16 protein-coding genes are annotated in these 17,399 nt (G+C 71.4%); 9 read left to right on the top strand and 7 right to left on the bottom strand.

The window, feature by feature from the left end; all coding sequences use genetic code 11:
- Nucleotide 1: 1 nt before the first annotated feature.
- The 3 genes from ACFZAT_RS06270 (at nucleotide 2) to ACFZAT_RS06260 (ending at nucleotide 3,691) form a co-directional block, all read left to right on the top strand.
- Nucleotides 2-796: a thiazole synthase gene (locus ACFZAT_RS06270; protein WP_391260885.1), complete on the top strand. Its 795-nt coding sequence runs from the start codon at nucleotides 2-4 to the stop codon at nucleotides 794-796.
- An 88-nt stretch (nucleotides 797-884) separates the two neighbouring features.
- Nucleotides 885-2,825 carry a Stk1 family PASTA domain-containing Ser/Thr kinase gene (gene pknB, locus ACFZAT_RS06265; protein WP_391260883.1) on the top strand — a complete coding sequence of 647 codons (1,941 nt, stop codon included), beginning with the start codon at nucleotides 885-887 and terminating at the stop codon, nucleotides 2,823-2,825.
- An 8-nt stretch (nucleotides 2,826-2,833) separates the two neighbouring features.
- Nucleotides 2,834-3,691 (top strand): deoxyribonuclease IV, encoded by an 858-nt coding sequence (locus tag ACFZAT_RS06260; protein ID WP_391260880.1) that lies wholly within the window; start codon nucleotides 2,834-2,836, stop codon nucleotides 3,689-3,691.
- A 19-nt stretch (nucleotides 3,692-3,710) separates the two neighbouring features.
- Here the strand turns inward: ACFZAT_RS06260 and ACFZAT_RS06255 are convergent, their stop codons facing one another.
- Entirely contained in the window at nucleotides 3,711-4,343 is a 633-nt protein-coding gene (locus tag ACFZAT_RS06255; RefSeq protein WP_391260878.1) for a molybdopterin-dependent oxidoreductase, read from the bottom strand.
- Nucleotides 4,344-4,496: 153 nt separating this feature from the next.
- Here ACFZAT_RS06255 and bfr point away from each other — a divergent pair, with 153 nt between their 5' ends.
- Entirely contained in the window at nucleotides 4,497-4,976 is a 480-nt protein-coding gene (bfr, locus tag ACFZAT_RS06250) for a bacterioferritin (RefSeq protein ID WP_093709197.1), read from the top strand.
- 6 nt (nucleotides 4,977-4,982) lie between these two features.
- Here the strand turns inward: bfr and ACFZAT_RS06245 are convergent, their stop codons facing one another.
- Together ACFZAT_RS06245 and ACFZAT_RS06240 are read right to left on the bottom strand one after the other, a co-directional pair.
- Nucleotides 4,983-5,225, bottom strand: coding sequence for a (2Fe-2S)-binding protein (locus ACFZAT_RS06245; protein ID WP_391260873.1), 243 nt, complete (start codon nucleotides 5,223-5,225; stop codon nucleotides 4,983-4,985).
- Nucleotides 5,226-5,392: 167 nt separating this feature from the next.
- Entirely contained in the window at nucleotides 5,393-6,739 is a 1,347-nt protein-coding gene (locus ACFZAT_RS06240) for a class II 3-deoxy-7-phosphoheptulonate synthase (RefSeq protein ID WP_391261674.1), read from the bottom strand.
- Nucleotides 6,740-6,907: 168 nt separating this feature from the next.
- On the opposite strand from ACFZAT_RS06240, the gene ACFZAT_RS06235 reads away from it, so the two are divergent.
- The 3 genes from ACFZAT_RS06235 to ACFZAT_RS06225 all read left to right on the top strand — a co-directional run bounded on the left by ACFZAT_RS06235 (nucleotide 6,908) and on the right by ACFZAT_RS06225 (nucleotide 11,851).
- On the top strand, nucleotides 6,908-9,736 hold the full coding sequence (locus tag ACFZAT_RS06235) for an N-acetylmuramoyl-L-alanine amidase (protein ID WP_391260870.1): 2,829 nt from the start codon (nucleotides 6,908-6,910) through the stop codon (nucleotides 9,734-9,736).
- 91 nt (nucleotides 9,737-9,827) lie between these two features.
- Nucleotides 9,828-9,884, top strand: coding sequence for a trp operon leader peptide (locus ACFZAT_RS06230; protein ID WP_073735655.1), 57 nt, complete (start codon nucleotides 9,828-9,830; stop codon nucleotides 9,882-9,884).
- A gap of 98 nt (nucleotides 9,885-9,982) precedes the next feature.
- The gene (locus ACFZAT_RS06225; protein ID WP_391260867.1) at nucleotides 9,983-11,851 is read left to right on the top strand and encodes a chorismate-binding protein; all 1,869 of its coding nucleotides are present in this window, start codon (nucleotides 9,983-9,985) and stop codon (nucleotides 11,849-11,851) included.
- A 72-nt stretch (nucleotides 11,852-11,923) separates the two neighbouring features.
- On the opposite strand, the gene ACFZAT_RS06220 is transcribed toward ACFZAT_RS06225, so the two are convergent.
- The 4 genes from ACFZAT_RS06220 to ACFZAT_RS06205 form a co-directional block, all read right to left on the bottom strand.
- Nucleotides 11,924-12,928, bottom strand: coding sequence for an NAD(P)-dependent oxidoreductase (locus ACFZAT_RS06220; RefSeq protein WP_391261671.1), 1,005 nt, complete (start codon nucleotides 12,926-12,928; stop codon nucleotides 11,924-11,926).
- A gap of 80 nt (nucleotides 12,929-13,008) precedes the next feature.
- Nucleotides 13,009-13,701, bottom strand: coding sequence for a response regulator (locus ACFZAT_RS06215; protein WP_391260864.1), 693 nt, complete (start codon nucleotides 13,699-13,701; stop codon nucleotides 13,009-13,011).
- Nucleotides 13,698-14,924: a MacS family sensor histidine kinase gene (gene macS / locus ACFZAT_RS06210; protein ID WP_391260861.1), complete on the bottom strand. Its 1,227-nt coding sequence runs from the start codon at nucleotides 14,922-14,924 to the stop codon at nucleotides 13,698-13,700. The genes ACFZAT_RS06215 and macS overlap by 4 nt, the downstream gene beginning before the upstream one ends.
- A gap of 36 nt (nucleotides 14,925-14,960) precedes the next feature.
- Nucleotides 14,961-15,698 carry a 1-acyl-sn-glycerol-3-phosphate acyltransferase gene (locus ACFZAT_RS06205; RefSeq protein WP_391260858.1) on the bottom strand — a complete coding sequence of 246 codons (738 nt, stop codon included), beginning with the start codon at nucleotides 15,696-15,698 and terminating at the stop codon, nucleotides 14,961-14,963.
- Nucleotides 15,699-15,920: 222 nt separating this feature from the next.
- Here ACFZAT_RS06205 and ACFZAT_RS06200 point away from each other — a divergent pair, with 222 nt between their 5' ends.
- The gene (locus tag ACFZAT_RS06200; RefSeq protein WP_391260855.1) at nucleotides 15,921-16,703 is read left to right on the top strand and encodes an alpha/beta fold hydrolase; all 783 of its coding nucleotides are present in this window, start codon (nucleotides 15,921-15,923) and stop codon (nucleotides 16,701-16,703) included.
- The gene (locus ACFZAT_RS06195; RefSeq protein ID WP_391260853.1) at nucleotides 16,696-17,367 is read left to right on the top strand and encodes a hypothetical protein; all 672 of its coding nucleotides are present in this window, start codon (nucleotides 16,696-16,698) and stop codon (nucleotides 17,365-17,367) included. Before ACFZAT_RS06200 ends, ACFZAT_RS06195 begins: the two co-directional genes overlap by 8 nt.
- The last annotated feature ends 32 nt before the right edge of the window (nucleotides 17,368-17,399 follow it).

Below are 17,399 nucleotides of genomic sequence, written 5' to 3'. Positions count from 1 at the left end.
GATGTCCGACGACCTGTTCACCCTCGGCGGCACCGACTTCGCCTCACGGCTGATCATGGGCACCGGCGGGGCGCCCAGCCTGGACGTGCTGGAGCGGTCGCTGATCGCGTCCGGCACCGAGCTGACCACCGTCGCGATGCGCCGCCTCGACCCGACCGTGCAGGGCTCGGTGCTCTCCGTGCTGCGGAAGCTGTCCATCCGGGTGCTGCCGAACACCGCCGGCTGCTACACCGCCGGGGAGGCCGTGCTCACCGCCCGGCTGGCCCGTGAGGCGCTGGGCACGGACTGGGTGAAGCTGGAGGTGGTGGCCGACGAGCGGACGCTGCTGCCCGACCCGGTCGAGCTGCTGGACGCCGCCGAGATCCTGGTGGACGACGGCTTCACCGTGCTGCCGTACACCAACGACGACCCGGTCCTGGCCCGGAAGCTGGAGGACGTGGGGTGCGCGGCGGTCATGCCGCTCGGCTCCCCCATCGGCTCGGGCCTGGGCATCCGCAACCCGCACAACTTCCAGCTGATCGCCGAGCATGCCGGCGTCCCGGTGATCCTGGACGCCGGCGCCGGGACCGCCTCGGACGCGGCGCTCGCGATGGAGCTCGGCTGCTCGGCCGTGATGCTCGCCTCGGCGGTGACCCGGGCCCAGGAGCCCGAGCTGATGGCCGCCGCGATGCGGCACGCGGTGGAGGGCGGGCGGTTCGCGTACCGGGCCGGGCGCATCCCGCGCCGCCACTTCGCGGAGGCGTCCTCGCCGACGGCCGGGCGGGCGGTGCTCGATCCGGAGCGGCCGGCTTTCTGACACGCGCCTGTCACGGCTCGGCTGCAGTACTGCCCCGGGTTCGCTCCGCCGCGGCGGGCCTGTCCGCGGCGGCTCGTAGACTCGCATGGTGGATACGACCCTCCAGGACCCCCTCGTCGGGCAGCTGCTCGACGGCCGATACCGCGTCGATGCCCGCATCGCCGTGGGCGGCATGGCCACGGTCTACCGGGCCATGGACATGCGGCTCGACCGGGTGCTCGCCCTCAAGGTGATGCACCTGGCGCTGGCGACCGACGCCTCGTTCGTCGAGCGCTTCATCCGCGAGGCCAAGTCGGTGGCGCACCTCGCCCACCCCAATGTGGTCGGGGTCTTCGACCAGGGCGCCCAGGGTCAGTACGTCTACCTCGCCATGGAGTACGTCGCCGGGTGCACCCTGCGCGACGTGCTGAGCGAGCGCGGCGCGCTCGCGCCGCGGGCCGCGCTGGACATCCTGGAATCGGTCCTCGCCGCCCTCGGTGCGGCGCACCGGGCGGGCTTCGTGCACCGCGACATGAAGCCGGAGAACGTGCTGATCGGGGACGACGGCCGGGTCAAGGTCGCCGACTTCGGTCTGGTCCGGGCCGTGGGCTCGGTGACGAACACCACCGGGACGATCCTCGGCACCGTCTCGTACCTCGCCCCGGAGCAGATCGAGCACGGCACGGCGAACACCCGCGCCGATGTGTACGCCTGCGGGGTCGTGCTGTACGAGATGCTGACCGGCGACAAGCCGCGGGACGGGGAGTCCCCCGCCCAGGTCATCTACCAGCATCTGCACGAGGACGTGCCGCCCCCGTCCGCCGCCGTCCCCGGGCTGGCGCCCGAGCTGGACGCGCTGGTGGCGGGCGCGACCGCCCGGGACCCGGAGGCCCGCCCGTTCGACGCGGTGGCGCTCCTCGCCATGGCCCGCCGGGCGCGCGCCGCCCTCACGGACGCGCAGCTCGACGCCGTACCGCCGCAGGCCCGGCCGGAGGCCGCCCCGGGCGGTGGGGCGGAGGGGTCCGACGCGCGGACGACCGTGATCCCCCGGGTGCTGCCGAAGGACCTGGGCACCGCCCACCACACCAGCCGGCTGGAGATGCCCCCGCCCGCGCCGCCGCGGCATCCGCTGCCGCCGCGCCGGAGGGGGCCGCTCGGCGGTCCCCGGCGCGGGCTGCTGGCGGCGGTCCTGGCGGTGCTCGTCGTCCTGGGCGTCGGCGGCGGTGTCTGGTACATCAACTCCGGGCAGTTCACGAAGGTCCCCTCACTGCTCGGCCAGACCGAGAAGACGGCCGGGAAGCGGCTCTCCGACGCGGGCCTGGAGCTGAAGGGGGTGCGGCGGGCCTTCAGCGACACCGTCGACCGGGGCAAGGTGATCAGCAGCGCCCCCGAGTCCGGCGCGCGGATCAGGGGCAACGGCTCGGTCTCGCTCGTCGTCTCCCGCGGCCCCGAGATCATCAAGGTGCCCGATGTCGCGGGCGACCGGCTCGCCGCCGCCAAGCAGCGGCTGACGAAGGCGGGCCTGCTCCCCGGCCTCGTCACCAAGGAGTTCAACGACGACGTGGCGGCCGGTGAGGTGGTGCGCACGGACCCCGAGGCGGGCACCGAGCGCCACCCGGACTCGGCGGTCGCGATCGTCGTCTCCAAGGGCAGCCCCGTCGACGTCCCCGATGTCACCGGGCTCTCCGTCGACGACGCCACCGACACGCTGGCCGACGAGGGCCTGAAGGTGAAGGTGAAGCCCGGCCGGGTGCACTCGCCCGAGGACGAGGGCGACGTCGCCGCGCAGTCACCGGAGGAGGGCGACGAGGCGGCCGAGGGCGACACCGTGACGGTGACGGTCTCCGCGGGGCCGCGCATGATCGACGTGCCGGACGTGGTCGGCAAGGACGTGGGCGACGCCGAGGACGAGCTGAAGGCCGCGGGTTTCGAGGTCAAGGTCGACCGCGGGTTCCTCTCCTTCAGCGACAAGGTCTCCAGCCAGTCCGTGGACGGCGGCGACCGGGCCCCCGAGGGCAGCACCATCACCATCAAGACCAAGGGACTGTAGAGATCCGTATGCGCAACCCAGTCGGCGGCCACGTGCCGGTGGCCGGCGGCCTCGCCAAGGTCGGCCTCCCCTACGCCCGCGAGATGGGCGCCGAGGCCGTCCAGGTCTTCGTGGCCAACCCGCGCGGCTGGGCCACCCCGGCCGGGAATCCGGCGCAGGACGAGCTGTTCCGCGAGCAGTGCGCCGCCGAATCGGTACCGGCGTACGTGCACGCCCCGTATCTGATCAACTTCGGCTCGCACACCCCGGCGACGGTGGAGCGGTCCGTGGAGTCGCTGCGCCACTCGCTGCGCCGGGCCCGGGAGATCGGGGCGCTGGGCCTCGTGGTGCACACGGGGTCGGCGACCGGCGGACGGCCCCGCGAGGAGGCGCTGGCCCAGGTGCGGACGCACATGCGGCCGCTGCTGGACGAGCTGACGCACGACGACGACCCGTTCCTGCTGCTGGAGTCCACCGCCGGGCAGGGGTCCTCGCTCTGCTCACGGACCTGGGACTTCGGCCCGTACTTCGAGGCACTGGACGCCCATCCGAAGCTCGGGGTCTGCCTGGACACCTGCCACATCTTCGCGGCGGGGCACGACCTGGCCGGGCCCGGCGGGATGAAGGAGACGCTGGACCTGCTGGTGGGGACGGTCGGTGAGGGCCGGCTGAAGCTCATCCACGCCAATGACTCCAAGGACGTCTCCGGCGCCCACAAGGACCGGCACGAGAACATCGGCTCGGGCCACATCGGCGAGGAGCCGTTCCGCGAGCTGTTCGCGCACCCGGCCACCGAGGGCGTGCCGCTGGTCATCGAGACCCCTGGCGGCAAGGAGGGTCACGCGGCGGACGTGGCCCGGCTCCAGGCGCTGCGCGACGGCGGCTGATCCGGGTCCGGGTGCCGGTTCAGAGTTCCGGGCCGTCCCCTGGCTCCTCCTGGTAGGAGTAGCGCTGTTCCTTCCAGGGGTCGCCGATGTTGTGATAGCCGCGCTCCTCCCAGAAGCCGCGGCGGTCGGCGGTCATGTATTCGATGCCCCGGACCCACTTGGGCCCTTTCCAGGCGTACAGATGGGGAACGACGAGCCGGAGCGGGAAGCCGTGTTCGGCGGTGAGCAGTTCGCCGCCCTTGTGGGTGGCGAACAGGGTCCGGTCGGAGAGGAAGTCGTCCAGCCTGAGGTTGGAGCTGAAGCCGTATTCGGCCCAGACCATCACATGCGTGACCTGGGGGGCGGGCGGCGCGAGGGCGATCACGTCGCGGGCGAGCACACCGCCCCACTCGGCACCCAGCATGCTGAATTTGGTGACGCAGTGGAGATCGGCGACGACCGAGGAGAACGGCAGTGCCGAGAATTCCTCGTGGTTCCAGCAGCGCTTCTCACCGTCGGCGGTCGCGCCGAAGACACGGAATTCCCAGCGTTCCGGTTTGAACTTGGGGACGGGCCCGTAGTGGGTCACCGGCCACCCGCGCTGCAGCCTTTGGCCCGGCGGAAGCTCGGACTCCTCTGACGCGCGGTGTTCCCGGCTTTCCGGCTGACCCATGACTCCATGGTGACAGACAGGCGGGGGTGGTCGTGACCAGGGCGGAGCCCATTCGGGCAACTCATACTAAGCATGCACTTACTGGACGGTCACCGGGTCCGGTGCGAGGATGCCGCCAACGTGCCCGGTTCACCGTTGGAAGGAGCCTCTGCGATGCAGGGCGACCCCGAGGTCATCGAGTTCCTGAATGAACAGCTGACCGCCGAATTGACTGCGATCAACCAGTACTTCCTGCACGCGAAGATGCAGGACAACTTCGGCTGGACCAAGCTGGCGAAATACACGCGTGCCGAGTCCTTCGACGAGATGAAGCACGCCGAGATCCTGACCGACCGCATTCTCTTCCTCGACGGTCTGCCGAACTACCAGCGGCTGTTCCACGTACGGGTCGGCCAGACGGTCACCGAGATGTTCCAGGCCGACCGGCAGGTCGAGGTCGAGGCGATCGACCGCCTCAAGCGCGGGATCGAGCTGATGCGCAACAAGGGCGACATCACGTCGGCGAACATCTTCGAGTCGATCCTCGCGGACGAGGAGCACCACATCGACTATCTCGACACCCAGCTGGATCTGGTCGAGAAGCTCGGGGAGCCGCTGTACATCGCCCAGCTCATCGAGCAGCCGGAGAGCTGACCGCGCTCAGGCGGCTTCAGGAAGTCCTTCCACCGGGGCGGCCGCGGTGGCGGGCGTCTGCTTCCGCTCCAGGAGGTCGCGGCGCGGGCAGGCACCCCGGCCGAGCATCGCCTGGATGGTACGGACGCAGCCGCCGCAGTCCGTGCCGGCCTTGGAGGCGGAGGCGATCTGGCGGGGCGTGCAGGCCCCGGCCGCCGCATGATCCTTGACCTGCTGCTCCGTAACGCCGAAGCACGAGCAGACGTACATGCGGTTCACCTCCCGGGCGGGGACAGGTCGTGACGCCGCCCCGATGATCGGTGAGGCTAACCTAACCTTACCCGCCGCGGGTGGGTGGCAAAAGCCCGGAACGCCCTGTGGGGCACGGATCACATCGATCCGTGCCCCACAGTCGTACGGTGCGCCTGCCGCGGCCCCTACTGGTCGCGGTACATCTCGGCGACGAGGAAGGCCAGGTCGAGCGACTGGCTGCGGTTGAGCCGGGGGTCGCAGGCCGTCTCGTAACGCTGGTGGAGGTCGTCCACGAAGATCTCGTGGCCGCCGCCGACGCACTCGGTGACGTCGTCGCCGGTCAGCTCGACGTGGATGCCGCCGGGGTGCGTGCCGAGGCCCTTGTGCACCTCGAAGAAGCCCTTGACCTCGTCCAGGACGTCGTCGAAGCGGCGCGTCTTGTGGCCGGAGGCCGCCTCGAAGGTGTTGCCGTGCATCGGGTCGGTCACCCAGGCGACGGTGGCGCCGGAGGCGGTGACCTTCTCGACCAGCTCGGGCAGCTTGTCCCGGACCTTGTCGGCGCCCATGCGGACGATGAACGTCAGCCGGCCGGGCTCGCGCTCGGGGTCGAGGCGCTCGATGTAGCCCAGGGCCTCGTCGACGGTGGTCGTCGGGCCCAGCTTGATCCCGATCGGGTTGCGGACCTTGGAGGCGAACTCGATGTGCGCCCCGTCCATCTGGCGGGTGCGCTCACCGATCCACACCATGTGGCCCGAGGTGTCGTACAGGTGGCCGGTGCGGGAGTCGGTGCGGGTCAGCGCGGTCTCGTAGTCGAGGAGCAGGGCCTCGTGCGAGGCGTAGAACTCGACGGCCTTGAACTCGGCCGGGTCGGTCCCGCACGCCTTCATGAAGTTCAGCGCGTTGTCGATCTCGCGGGCCAGGGCCTCGTAGCGCTGGCCGGACGGGGACGACTTCACGAAGTCCTGGTTCCACGCGTGCACCTGGCGCAGGTCGGCGTAACCGCCGGTGGTGAAGGCGCGCACCAGGTTCAGCGTGGAGGCGGACGCGTGGTACATCCGCTTCAGGCGCTCCGGGTCGGGAACGCGGTCGGCCTCGGTGAAGGCGAAGCCGTTGACGGAGTCGCCGCGGTAGGTCGGCAGGGTCACGCCGTCGCGGGTCTCGGTCGGCTTGGAGCGCGGCTTGGAGTACTGGCCGGCGATCCGGCCGACCTTGACGACGGGCACGGAGGCCGCGTACGTGAGGACGGCGCTCATCTGGAGCAGCGTCTTGAGCTTGGCGCGGATGTGCTCGGCCGAGACGGCGTCGAATGCCTCGGCGCAGTCTCCGCCCTGCAAGAGGAACGCCTCGCCCTTGGCGACGGCTCCCATACGGGCACGCAGCTGGTCGCACTCGCCCGCGAAGACGAGCGGGGGATACGACGCGAGGTCCGCGAGTGCATCGCGCAGGGCCTCGGAGTCGGGGTACTCGGGCTGCTGCGCCGCGGGAAGGTCTCGCCAGGTGTTGCCACCGGCGACGGAGGTATTGGCGTTCACGGTCACGGCGTCCACACTACGGGGTCGCGCGCGCTCACATTCCCGGTTGCCCAGTCACTGAGACGGACGTCTCGGCACGGCCGGTGCGGGGGCTGTCCGGGCGGCCTGCTAACCTCGCGACTTTCGGCGTTGCACAACGTTGGACAAGTGGATATCGAGGGTGGGGACTTGAAGCGGAATCACCGTAGGGACCTCAAGAAGAAACGGCTGCTGTTCGGGGCCGGTGCCGCCGTGGTCGCGACCGCGACGATCGGCACCCTGGCCATGGCCTCGCAGGACCCGGACCCGGGCAACGCCACGGCCGCCTCGCCGTCCGCCGTGCTCCAGGCCCAGTTCGAGGACGCGGCCCGTGAGTTCGACGTACCGCAGAGCGTGCTGATGGCGGTCTCGTACCGGCAGACGCGGTGGGAGAGCCACGACGGCGAGCCGAGCACGAGCGGCGCGTACAACGTCATGGGGCTCACCAGCGTGGCGGCCGGGGACGTGGAGCAGCCGACGGACGCGGAGCGGCTGGCGCACCTCAACATGAGCGGCGACCCGGCCGTCATGAAGCACTTCGACGCCAAGCGGGCGCTGCGGGAGCTGCCGAAGAAGGTGGACACCGACGCCCCCGAGCTCCACACGCTCGACGAGGCGGCGGAGCTCATCGACAAGCCGGCCGGCTCCGTGCAGGAGGACACCGCGCAGAGCATCCGCGCGGGCGCCGCGCTGCTCGCGAAGTACCAGAAGGAAGCGACCGGCTCCCTCTCCGAGGACGCGGGCAAGTGGTACCCCGCGGTGGCGCGCTTCAGCCAGGCGTCGGACACCAAGGGCGCCACGCTCTTCGCCAACCGGGTCTTCGAGTCGGTCAGGAGCGGTGAGAGCGGCGTCACGGCGGACGGCCAGCAGCTGTCGCTGCCCGCGGACCCGTCGGTGACCCCGGTCAAGCCCGCGAAGATGCCGCTGGCGGCGACGAACGCGAGCACCGCCGCGACCCCCACGCCGGAGTGCCCCTCCGGACTGAACTGCGACTTCAGGCCGGCCGGGTACAAGCAGAACAGCACGACCCCGGACGACTTCGGCAATTACAACGAGGCGGACCGCCCGGGCAGCGGCGAGGACATCCGCTACATCGTCATCCACGACACGGAGGGCGGCTACGACGGTTCGCTCGCCACCTTCCAGAACCCGGCCTCCTACGCCAGCGCCCACTATCTGATCCGGGCCAAGGACGGCCTGGTCACCCAGATGGTGCAGACGAAGGACGAGGCGTGGCACGCGGCGAACAAGACCGTGAACATGCACTCGATCGGGATCGAGCACGAGGGCTACGCGATCAAGTCGGGCAGCTGGTACACGGAGCCCCAGTACGAGTCCTCCGCGACGCTCGTGAAGTTCCTCGCCGCCAAGTTCGACATCCCGCTGGACCGTGAGCACATCATCGGCCACGACGAGGTGCCGGGCGTCCTGGACGCCAATGTCGCGTCCCAGCACTGGGACCCGGGCCCCTTCTGGGACTGGAACCACTACATGTCCCTGATCGGTGCTCCGACCGGTGACAGCGGCGCCGGCGGTCCGGTCAGGGCCGGCGAGCTGGTCCGGGTCGTGCCCCCGTTCACCTCGGCCAACCAGCCGGCTCTGACGTACGGCGGCAGCGCGGTCGCCAAGCAGCCCGCGAACTTCGGTTATCTCTACACCTCGGCCTCCACGTCCGCGTCGAAGATCGTCGACCCGTACATGCCGAACGTGAAGGACACCGACGGCCCGAACTGGGGCAACAAGGTGGTCGCCGGCGGCGCGTACGTGGTCGCCGAGTCGAAGGGCGACTGGACCGCGATCTGGTACGGCGGCAAGAAGGCCTGGTTCCAGAATCCGGGCGGCCAGTACACCAGGGCGGTCGCCAAGACCCCGCAGCCGGTGCTGAAGCCCAGGGCCGGCGCGACGTCCATCCCGGTGTACGGGCGTGCCTACCCCGAGGACGCGGCCTACGAGGGCACGGGCGTGCCGGTGCAGACCAAGAACAACGACTCGCTGACGAAGTACAGCATCCCGGCCGGCCAGGCGTACTCCAAGGCCGGTCCGGCGCAGGCGGGCGACTACTGGTTCGCCGGGACGTTCGCGGGCACGGAGGACAACGACCGCACGCTGGTGAAGGGGACCACGAACCTCTTCTACCCGATCCGCTACAACCACCGCATCGCCTGGGTCAAGGCGAGCGACGTGCAGGAGGCGAGCAGTACCGCCCCCGCCTCCGCCACCGACCGCTACAACATGATCGGCCGCGACAGCGCCGGCCGGATCTGGCAGTACCAGGGCACCGGCAGCGCCTCCTCGCCGTACTACCGCCGCTACCAGGCGGGCTACGGCTGGGGCAGCTACACCGCGATGACCGCCATGACCGCGCTGCGCGCGGACGGCACGGGCGACTTCGTGGCCCGCGACAAGGACGGCGTCCTCTGGTACTACCGGGGCAGCGGCAACCCGGACAAGCCGTACATGGCCCGGCTCAAGGTCGGCAGCGGCTGGAACCAGTACTCCAGCCTCAACGGCATGCGGGACCTGGACGGTGACGGCAAGGCCGACATGATCGCCCGCAACACCGCCGGGGACATCTACTTCTACAAGGGCACCGGCACCCCGGAGAAGCCCTTCGCCCCCAAGGCGAAGATCGGGTACGGCTGGCAGATCTACGACCAGATCGTCTCCACCGGCGACCTCAACGGCGACGGCAAGGCCGACTTCGTGGCCCGGGACAAGTCCGGGACGCTGTGGATCTACACGGGCACCGGCTCGGCCTCCGCTCCGTACGACAAGCGGGTCAAGATCGGTACCGGCTGGGGCAAGTACAAGCTCCTGCTCGGCCCGAGCGACCTGGACCGTGACGGCCGGGGCGACCTGGTCGGCGTGGACTCGGCCGGGGATTTCTGGTTCTACCACTCCACCGGCAGCGTGACGACCCCGTTCGCGACGAAGTCGCAGGTCGGGAACGGCTGGCAGATCTACGACATGCTGTTCTAGGCGACAGCGGCTCCCGCACACGGGGCCCTTTCCCATCCGGCCGGGTGGGAAAGGGCCCCGTCGTCGTCAGGCGTGGGCTAGGGTACGGGGCATGTTCGCGCACTCGACCCGTAACTGGTGGTGGACCGCTCATCCGGCGGCCCACTGATCGCGCGTACACACTGACGCAGAGGCCGCCCGAGGGGCGGCCTCTTCCGTGTTCACGGGCCGTTCCTCCCAGCTGATTCCCTGGAAGGAACCCGACCCATGAGCTTCGACCGACTCCTGCGCGACGACTGCCCGCCGTTCGCCCTGCTGCGCCGCCGCACCCCCGGCCACGACCACGACACCGTCGAGGTGCTGATCGGCCGGGTGCACGAGGCGGACCGCCTGGCCGACATCCCCGTGGGCGACCGCCCGTCGCTGGCGCTGGTGCCGTTCCGGCAGATCGCGGAACGCGGCTTCGACGTACGCGACGACGGCACCCCGCTGTCGGTCCTCGTCGCGGACGAGACGTACACGATGTCCCTGGACGAGGCGCTGGACGCGCTCCCCCGCCATGAAGTCCGGGTGGAAGACGGGGAGTTCGACGTCAGCGACGAGGCGTACGCCGACACCGTGCGGCGCGTGATCGAGGACGAGATCGGCCGGGGCGAGGGCGCGAACTTCGTGATCCGGCGGACGTTCCGGGGCCGGATCGACGGCTTCGGCCGGGCGGACGCGCTGGCCCTGTTCCGGCGGCTGCTGGCGGGCGAGCGGGGCGCGTACTGGACGTTCGTCGTGCACACCGGGGATCGCGTGCTGGTCGGTGCCAGTCCCGAGGTGCATGTGCGGATGTCCGGCGGGACCGTCGTGATGAACCCCATCAGCGGCACCTACCGCTACCCCGCCGAGGGGCCCACCCCCGAGAGCCTGCTCGCCTTCCTCGGCGACCGCAAGGAGACCGAGGAGCTCTCCATGGTGGTCGACGAGGAGCTGAAGATGATGTGCACGGTCGGCGACATGGGCGGTGTGGTGATCGGCCCGCGCCTCAAGGAGATGGCCCATCTCGCGCACACCGAATACGAGTTGCGCGGACGCTCCTCGCTGGACGTACGGGAGGTGCTGAAGGAGACCATGTTCGCGGCGACCGTCACCGGCTCCCCCGTGCAGAACGCCTGCCGGGTCATCGAGCGGTACGAGGACGGCGGGCGCGGCTACTACGCGGGCGCGCTGGCCCTGCTGCGCCGGGAGGCCGACGGCAGCCAGACCCTGGACTCGCCGATCCTGATCCGGACCGCCGACATCGACGCGGACGGCACGCTGCGGGTGCCGGTCGGGGCCACCCTGGTCCGCCACTCCGAGCCGGAGAGCGAGGTCGCCGAGACCCACGCCAAGGCGGCCGGTGTCCTCGCCGCCCTCGGTGTCCGCCCGGCCCGCCCCGAGGCGGAGCGGGAGCGGCCCCGGCTGGCCGCCGACCCCCGGGTGCGGGAGGCCCTGGACGCCCGGCGGGACGGGCTCGCCCCGTTCTGGCTGCGGATGCAGGAGCGCGCCGCCGACCGCACCGGCCACGCCCTGGTGGTGGACGGCGAGGACACGTTCACCGCGATGCTCGGGCACCTGCTGCGCGCCTCCGGGCTCGACGTCACCGTGCGTCGCTACGACGAGCCGGGGCTGCGCGAGGCGGTGCGGGCGCACGAGGGCCCCGTGGTGCTCGGTCCCGGCCCGGGGAATCCGGCGGACGCGGCCGACCCGAAGATGCGGCTTCTGCGCGCGATGGCCGCCGAGCTGGTCCGGGACCACCGGCACGGGCTGCTCGGGGTGTGCCTGGGCCATGAGCTGATCGCGGCCGAACTGGGCCTGGAGATCGTCCGCAAGGCGGTGCCGTACCAGGGGGCGCAGACCCGTATCGACCTCTTCGGGCGGCCCGAGACGGTCGGCTTCTACAACAGCTTCACCGCGCGCTGCGACGACTCCGGGGCGGCGGAGCTGGCGGCGCACGGCATCGAGGCGAGCCGGGACGAGGTCTCCGGGGAGCTGCACGCGCTGCGCGGGGCCGGGTTCGCCTCGGTGCAGTTCCACCCGGAGTCGGTGCTGACGCTGCGCGGTGCGGCGATCGTGTCCGAGCTGCTGGCGGGGCTCCCGGTGCGCGGCTAGGCCCTGTCGTCACGTTGCCGTCGTCCGCCCGGCGGACGGGAATGTGACGACAGGCCCAGGGCAGCCGGCGGATCAGGTCCCGGGGCGGGCCGGGACCAGGACGTTGTCGCTGTGGCGGCCGGCCAGGTAGTCGCCGACGTTCTTCACGGTGGTGTCGATGATCTGGCCGACCGCGTCCTCGGTGTAGTACGCCTGGTGCGAGGTGACGATGACGTTCGGGAAAGTCACCAGCCGGGCCAGGGTGTCGTCGTCCACGCCCTCCAGGGACTTGTCCAGGAAGAACAGCCCGGCCTCCGCCTCGTACACGTCGAGTCCGACGCCGAGGAAGCGGCCCGCCCGCAACTCGCCGACCAGGGCCGAGGTGTCGATGAGGCCGCCCCGGCTGGAGTTGACCAGGATCGCGTCGTCCTTCATCAGGGCGAGGGCGTCCTTGTCGATGAGGTGCTGGGTCGCCGGGAGCAGCGGCACGTGCAGGCTGACCAGGTCGGCCTCCGCGAGCAACTGCTCCTTGTCGACGTAGCGCATGCCCAGCTCGACGCAGGCCGGGTTCTCGGCGACGTCCCAGCCGAGCAGCTTCATGCCGAAGCCGTGGGCGATCCGGGTGAACGCCTCGCCGATCTTGCCGGTGCCGACGACACCCACGGTGCGGCCGTGCATGTCGCGGCCGAGGAGCCCGTCGAGCCGGAAGTCGAAATCGCGGGTGCGGCTCGCGGCCCGGATCACCCGGCGGTTGACCGCCATGGCCAGGGTCCAGGCGAACTCAGCGACCGAGTACGGCGAGTAGTACGAGACCCGGGCGACGCGCAGCGCCAGGCGCTCGGCGACGTCCAGGTCGATGTTGTTGAACCCGGTGGAGCGCTGGGCGATCATCTGGGTGCCGCCGGCCGCGAGGGTCTGCAGGACCGCGCCGCCCAGGTCGGCGTTGACGCTGGTGGAGATGACCTCGTAGCCCGCCGCGATGGGGGCGGTGTCCCGGTTGAGGAAGACGTCCAGGCAGCGGACGTCGTGCTTCCCGGCGAACGCCTTCTCGATCAGCGGCTTCTCGTCGGACTGCACTCCGAAGGCCAGGATCTCCACGACGTCTCCCCTGTCTGCGTGCTGGGCGCGGCCGGTCATCGCGAATATACGGCGGCGTACCCCGCCCCGCCGCTCAGGGCCTAAACGTCGTCGAGCCCGCGCTCTATGGCGTAGCGCACCAGCTCGACCCGGTTGTGCAGCTGGAGCTTGCCCAGGGTGTTCTGGACGTGGTTCTGCACGGTCCGGTGCGAGATGACGAGCCGCTCCGCGATCTGCTTGTACGAGAGCCCCTTGGCCACGAGCCGCAGCACCTCGGTCTCCCGGTCGGTCAGCTCCGGGGCCTTCGGCTCGTCGGACGCGGCCGGTGCGGGCTCCGAGGCCAGCCTGCGGTACTCGCCGAGGACCAGTCCGGCCAGCCCCGGGGTGAAGACGGCGTCGCCGGCAGCGGTGCGGCGGACGGCCTCGGTCAGCTCCTGGGTGCTCGCCGACTTCATCAGGTAGCCGGTGGCGCCGGACTTGACCGCCTCCAGGACGTCGGCGTGCTCGCCGCTGGCGGAGAGCACGAGCACCCGCAGCCCGGGCTGGCTGCCGACGAGCTCCTTGCAGACCTGCACCCCGGGCATGCCGGGCAGATTGAGGTCGAGGACCAGGACGTCCGGGGTGACGGCCCCGGCCCGGCGGACCGCCTGGGGCCCGTCGCCCGCGGTGGCCACCACGTCGAAGCCGGCCTCCGTGAGGTCGCGGGCCACGGCGTCGCGCCACATCGGGTGGTCGTCCACCACCATCACTCTGATCGCCGGCTGCCCGGTGCCCTCTTCGTGTGTCGCGCTCATCGGACCGATCCCGCCTTCCCCCGTGAAACCTTAGGAACCTTCAATTCGACCTCGGTGCCCTGTCCCGGCACCGAGATCAGCTCTGCCGTGCCGCCCAGGTCGCGCAGCCGGCCGCGGATCGACAGGGCGACCCCGAGCCGCCCCTCCCCCTCGGCCTGCGCGAGCCGCCCCTCGGGGATGCCGGGGCCGTCGTCCCGGACCGTGACGGCGACCTCGTCCGGCCAGTCCTCCAGCAGGATCCACGCCCGGGCGCCCTCGCCCGCGTGCACCCGGACATTGTCCAGGGCGGCGCCGACCGCGGCCGCCAGCTCCGCCGCCGCGGCGGACGGCAGCAGCACCGGGGCGCCGGGCTCCGCGAAGCTGGTCCTGGACCCGGCGTGCGGGGCGAGGAGCGTCCGCAGATCGGTCTCGCCGCCGTCGCCCGGTTCGTCCTCGTCCGTCTCGACGGTCCGGACGACGGCGCCCTCGGAGGCGTCCTCGGAGAGCCGGGTGGGCGGCACCAGGCCGCTGGAGACCAGGGTGCGCAGGGCGACCTCCTGCTCCCCGGCCATCCGGCCGAGCTCCGCCGCCTCACCGCCGAGCGCGGCGCCGCGCCGCTGGACCATCGCGAGGACCTGGAGCACGCCGTCGTGGATGTCCCGGGCGAGGCGTTCCCGTTCGCGGGTGGCGGCCTCGATCTCCAGGGCGCGGGCGAGGGTGCGCTCACTGGCCCGGGCGACCTCCACCACGTAACCGATGGCGATGGAGGCGACCCAGACCAGCATCACGTTGTGCAGGGTGTCGCGGCTGGGCTCGCCGCGCTCGATGAGGTTGGCGACGGCGACCAGGCTGGAGGCGAAGCCCGCCCAGCGCCAGCCGCCCTTGATCGCGAAGGCCAGCACGGACCCCGCGGTCCAGATGGACGGCAGGGTCGGCCCGTCGACGTGCTGGGCCTGGAAGTCGGCGAGCGGGGTGACCACGATCCCGATGAGGGCGATGGCCAGGTCCGCGCCCAGGAAGCGCTTGGTGCAGGCGGCGGCGCTGCCCACCTTCGGCAGGGTGGCGAGCGTCCAGACGGCCATCAGCGACAGGAAGGCGATCGCTATCCAGGGCCGCTCGTAGTCGTGCCGGGCGAAGGCGGCGAGCAGGACCGCGTAGAGCATCGTCAGCACGCGGTATGCCGTCAGGGCGCGCCACAGCGGCTGTTCCACGGACATCCGGACCACGCGTACGCGTTTGACCATGCTGTTCTCCCCCGTCCCCCGTCGACCGCCGCGCCGTCAGGGCGCGCTGTCGCCGTCCGTCTTCTTCGCGGCCTCGGACCGGCGCTTGGCCTCGTCGGCGATCTGCCGCTTGGCGGCGGTCGCGTAGATGTCGACGTACTCCTGGCCGGAGAGCTTCATGATCTCGTACATCACCTCGTCGGTGACCGAGCGCAGGATGAAGCGGTCGCCGTCCATGCCGTGGTAGCGGCTGAAGTCGAGCGGCTTGCCGATCCGGATGCCGGGCCGCATCAGCTTGGGGATCACCTGGCCGGGCGGCTGGATCTTCTCCGTGTCGATCATCGCGACGGGGATGACCGGCGCCCCGGTGGCCAGCGCGACCCGGGCCAGGCCGCCGGGCTTGCCCCGGTAGAGCCGGCCGTCGGGCGACCGGGTGCCCTCGGGGTAGATGCCGAAGAGGCCGCCGCTCTCGACGACCTGGATGCCCGCCCGGATCGCCGCCTCACCGGCGCCGCGCGCGCCGGAGCGGTCGACGGGGAGCTGACCGACGCCCTTGAAGAACGCGGCGGTGAGCTTGCCCTTCACCCCGGGGGCCGTGAAGTACTCGGCCTTCGCGATGAAGGTCACCTTCCGGTCCAGGACGGCCGGCAGGAAGAAGGAGTCGGAGAACGACAGGTGGTTGCTGGCGAGGATCGCGGGCCCGCGCGCGGGGATGTTCTCCAGGCCCTCCACCCACGGCCTGAAGGCGAGCTTCAGCGACCCGCCGATGGAGAACTTCATAGCGCCGTAGATCAACTCGGATGCCTCCTGTGTGCTGTCCGACAGACCTTAACCCGCCGTGTCCCCCTTCCTCCCGCCTGGCACGGGCGGGTGTCCGCGGCCCGGGCCGCGACGGCCCTGGTCGGTGTCGGCCCGGTCGCGTACGGTGAAGTAATCCTCGCGCATCCCGTACATCTTTCCGAACTCCCTTCCGCTCCCCGCTCGCTCCTCCGCGAGCCTCATGAACAGGAGACCCCGGTGCCGGTCCTTCCCGGAGCCGAGCCGTTCCGCCACGACGGCGGAGAGGTCGGCGTCCTCCTCTGTCACGGATTCACCGGTTCCCCGCAGTCGCTGCGCCCCTGGGCCGACTATCTGGCGGAGCGCGGCCTGACGGTGTCGCTGCCGCTGCTCCCCGGGCACGGCACGCGCTGGCAGGACATGCAGGTCACCGGCTGGCAGGACTGGTACGCGGAGGTGGACCGGGAGCTCCGCGGGCTGCTGGAGCGCTGTGCGCGGGTGTTCGTCTTCGGGCTCTCGATGGGCGGTGCGCTGGCGCTGCGGCTGGCCGCGAAGCACGGGGACGCGGTGAGCGGTCTGGTGCTCGTCAATCCGGCCAACAAGGTGCACGGCCTCGCGGCGCACGCGCTGCCGGTGGTCCGCCATCTGGTGCCGACGACGAAGGGCCTGGTCAGCGACATCGCCCTGGAGGGTGTCGCGGAAGTGGGCTACGACCGGGTGCCGCTGCACGCGGCGCACTCCGTGCGCCGGTTCTTCCGGCTGGTCGACGGCGAGCTGCCGCAGGTCACCCAGCCGCTCCTGCTGCTGCACAGCCCGCAGGACCATGTCGTGCCGCCCGCCGACTCGGCCCGCATCCTGAGCCGGGTCTCCTCGACGGATGTCCGGGAGGTCCTGCTGGAACAGAGCTATCACGTGGCGACGTTGGACCATGATGCGAAGCGGATTTTCGACGAGAGTCATGCGTTCATCGGCCGCCTCGCTCCGAGCGGGATGAATCAGGAGGGGGGTACGTCCGGTGGCTGAGCACGACGCGGAGCGCGCGGGCAGCGAGGAGGAGCGCGAGCCGTTCCCCGTGGAGGGGGCGGCCGTCGCCGACGACGACGGCAAGGGCGCACCGCCCGAAGCACCGGCCGGTGCGGGGGACGGACCGCTGGACGAGGAGGCCGTCTGGCGGGCCATCGTGGAGGGTTACGGGGAGGAGCCGCCGGACCCGCCGGGCGCGCGGCCCTTCCGGTCGGTCGAGGACCTGGCGCTGCCGGACGACGGTCCGCTGACCGCCCCGGCCGCGGACAAGGGGCTCGGCAAGCGGCCGCCCAGGCCGAAGCCGGAGGAGGACCGGCCGCTCGGTGGCTCCGTGGTCTTCGCCCCGGGCGTGGGTCCGCGCGACTACGAGCCGGCCGACCCCGACGCGGCCGCCCCGGGCGGCGGGGACGACGACGAGGGGCACTTCGTGCCGCCGGAGCCGCCGCCGCTGCCGGAGGCCGATGTCACGGCGAAGTTCGCCTGGCTCGCGGTGGTCGGCGGGCCGGTGCTGATGCTCCTCGCGGTGCTGCTGTCCTGGGAGATGACCTGGTGGCTGACGACGGTGTGCGTCGGCGGCTTCCTGGGCGGTTTCGTGACGCTGGTGGCCCGGATGGACTCCGACGAGGACGGCGACGACGACCCGGGCCGGGGCGCGGTGGTCTAGGGGGTGTCTTGTCGATCAGGGCCGACCCGGCC

Origin of the sequence: Streptomyces sp. NPDC008163 (assembly GCF_042956885.1) — a bacterium.
Taxonomy (GTDB): Bacteria; Actinomycetota; Actinomycetes; order Streptomycetales; family Streptomycetaceae; genus Streptomyces; species Streptomyces drozdowiczii_A.
The sequence above is the reverse complement of the archived record's forward strand: the minus strand, read 5'-3'. Positions and strand labels throughout refer to the sequence as shown.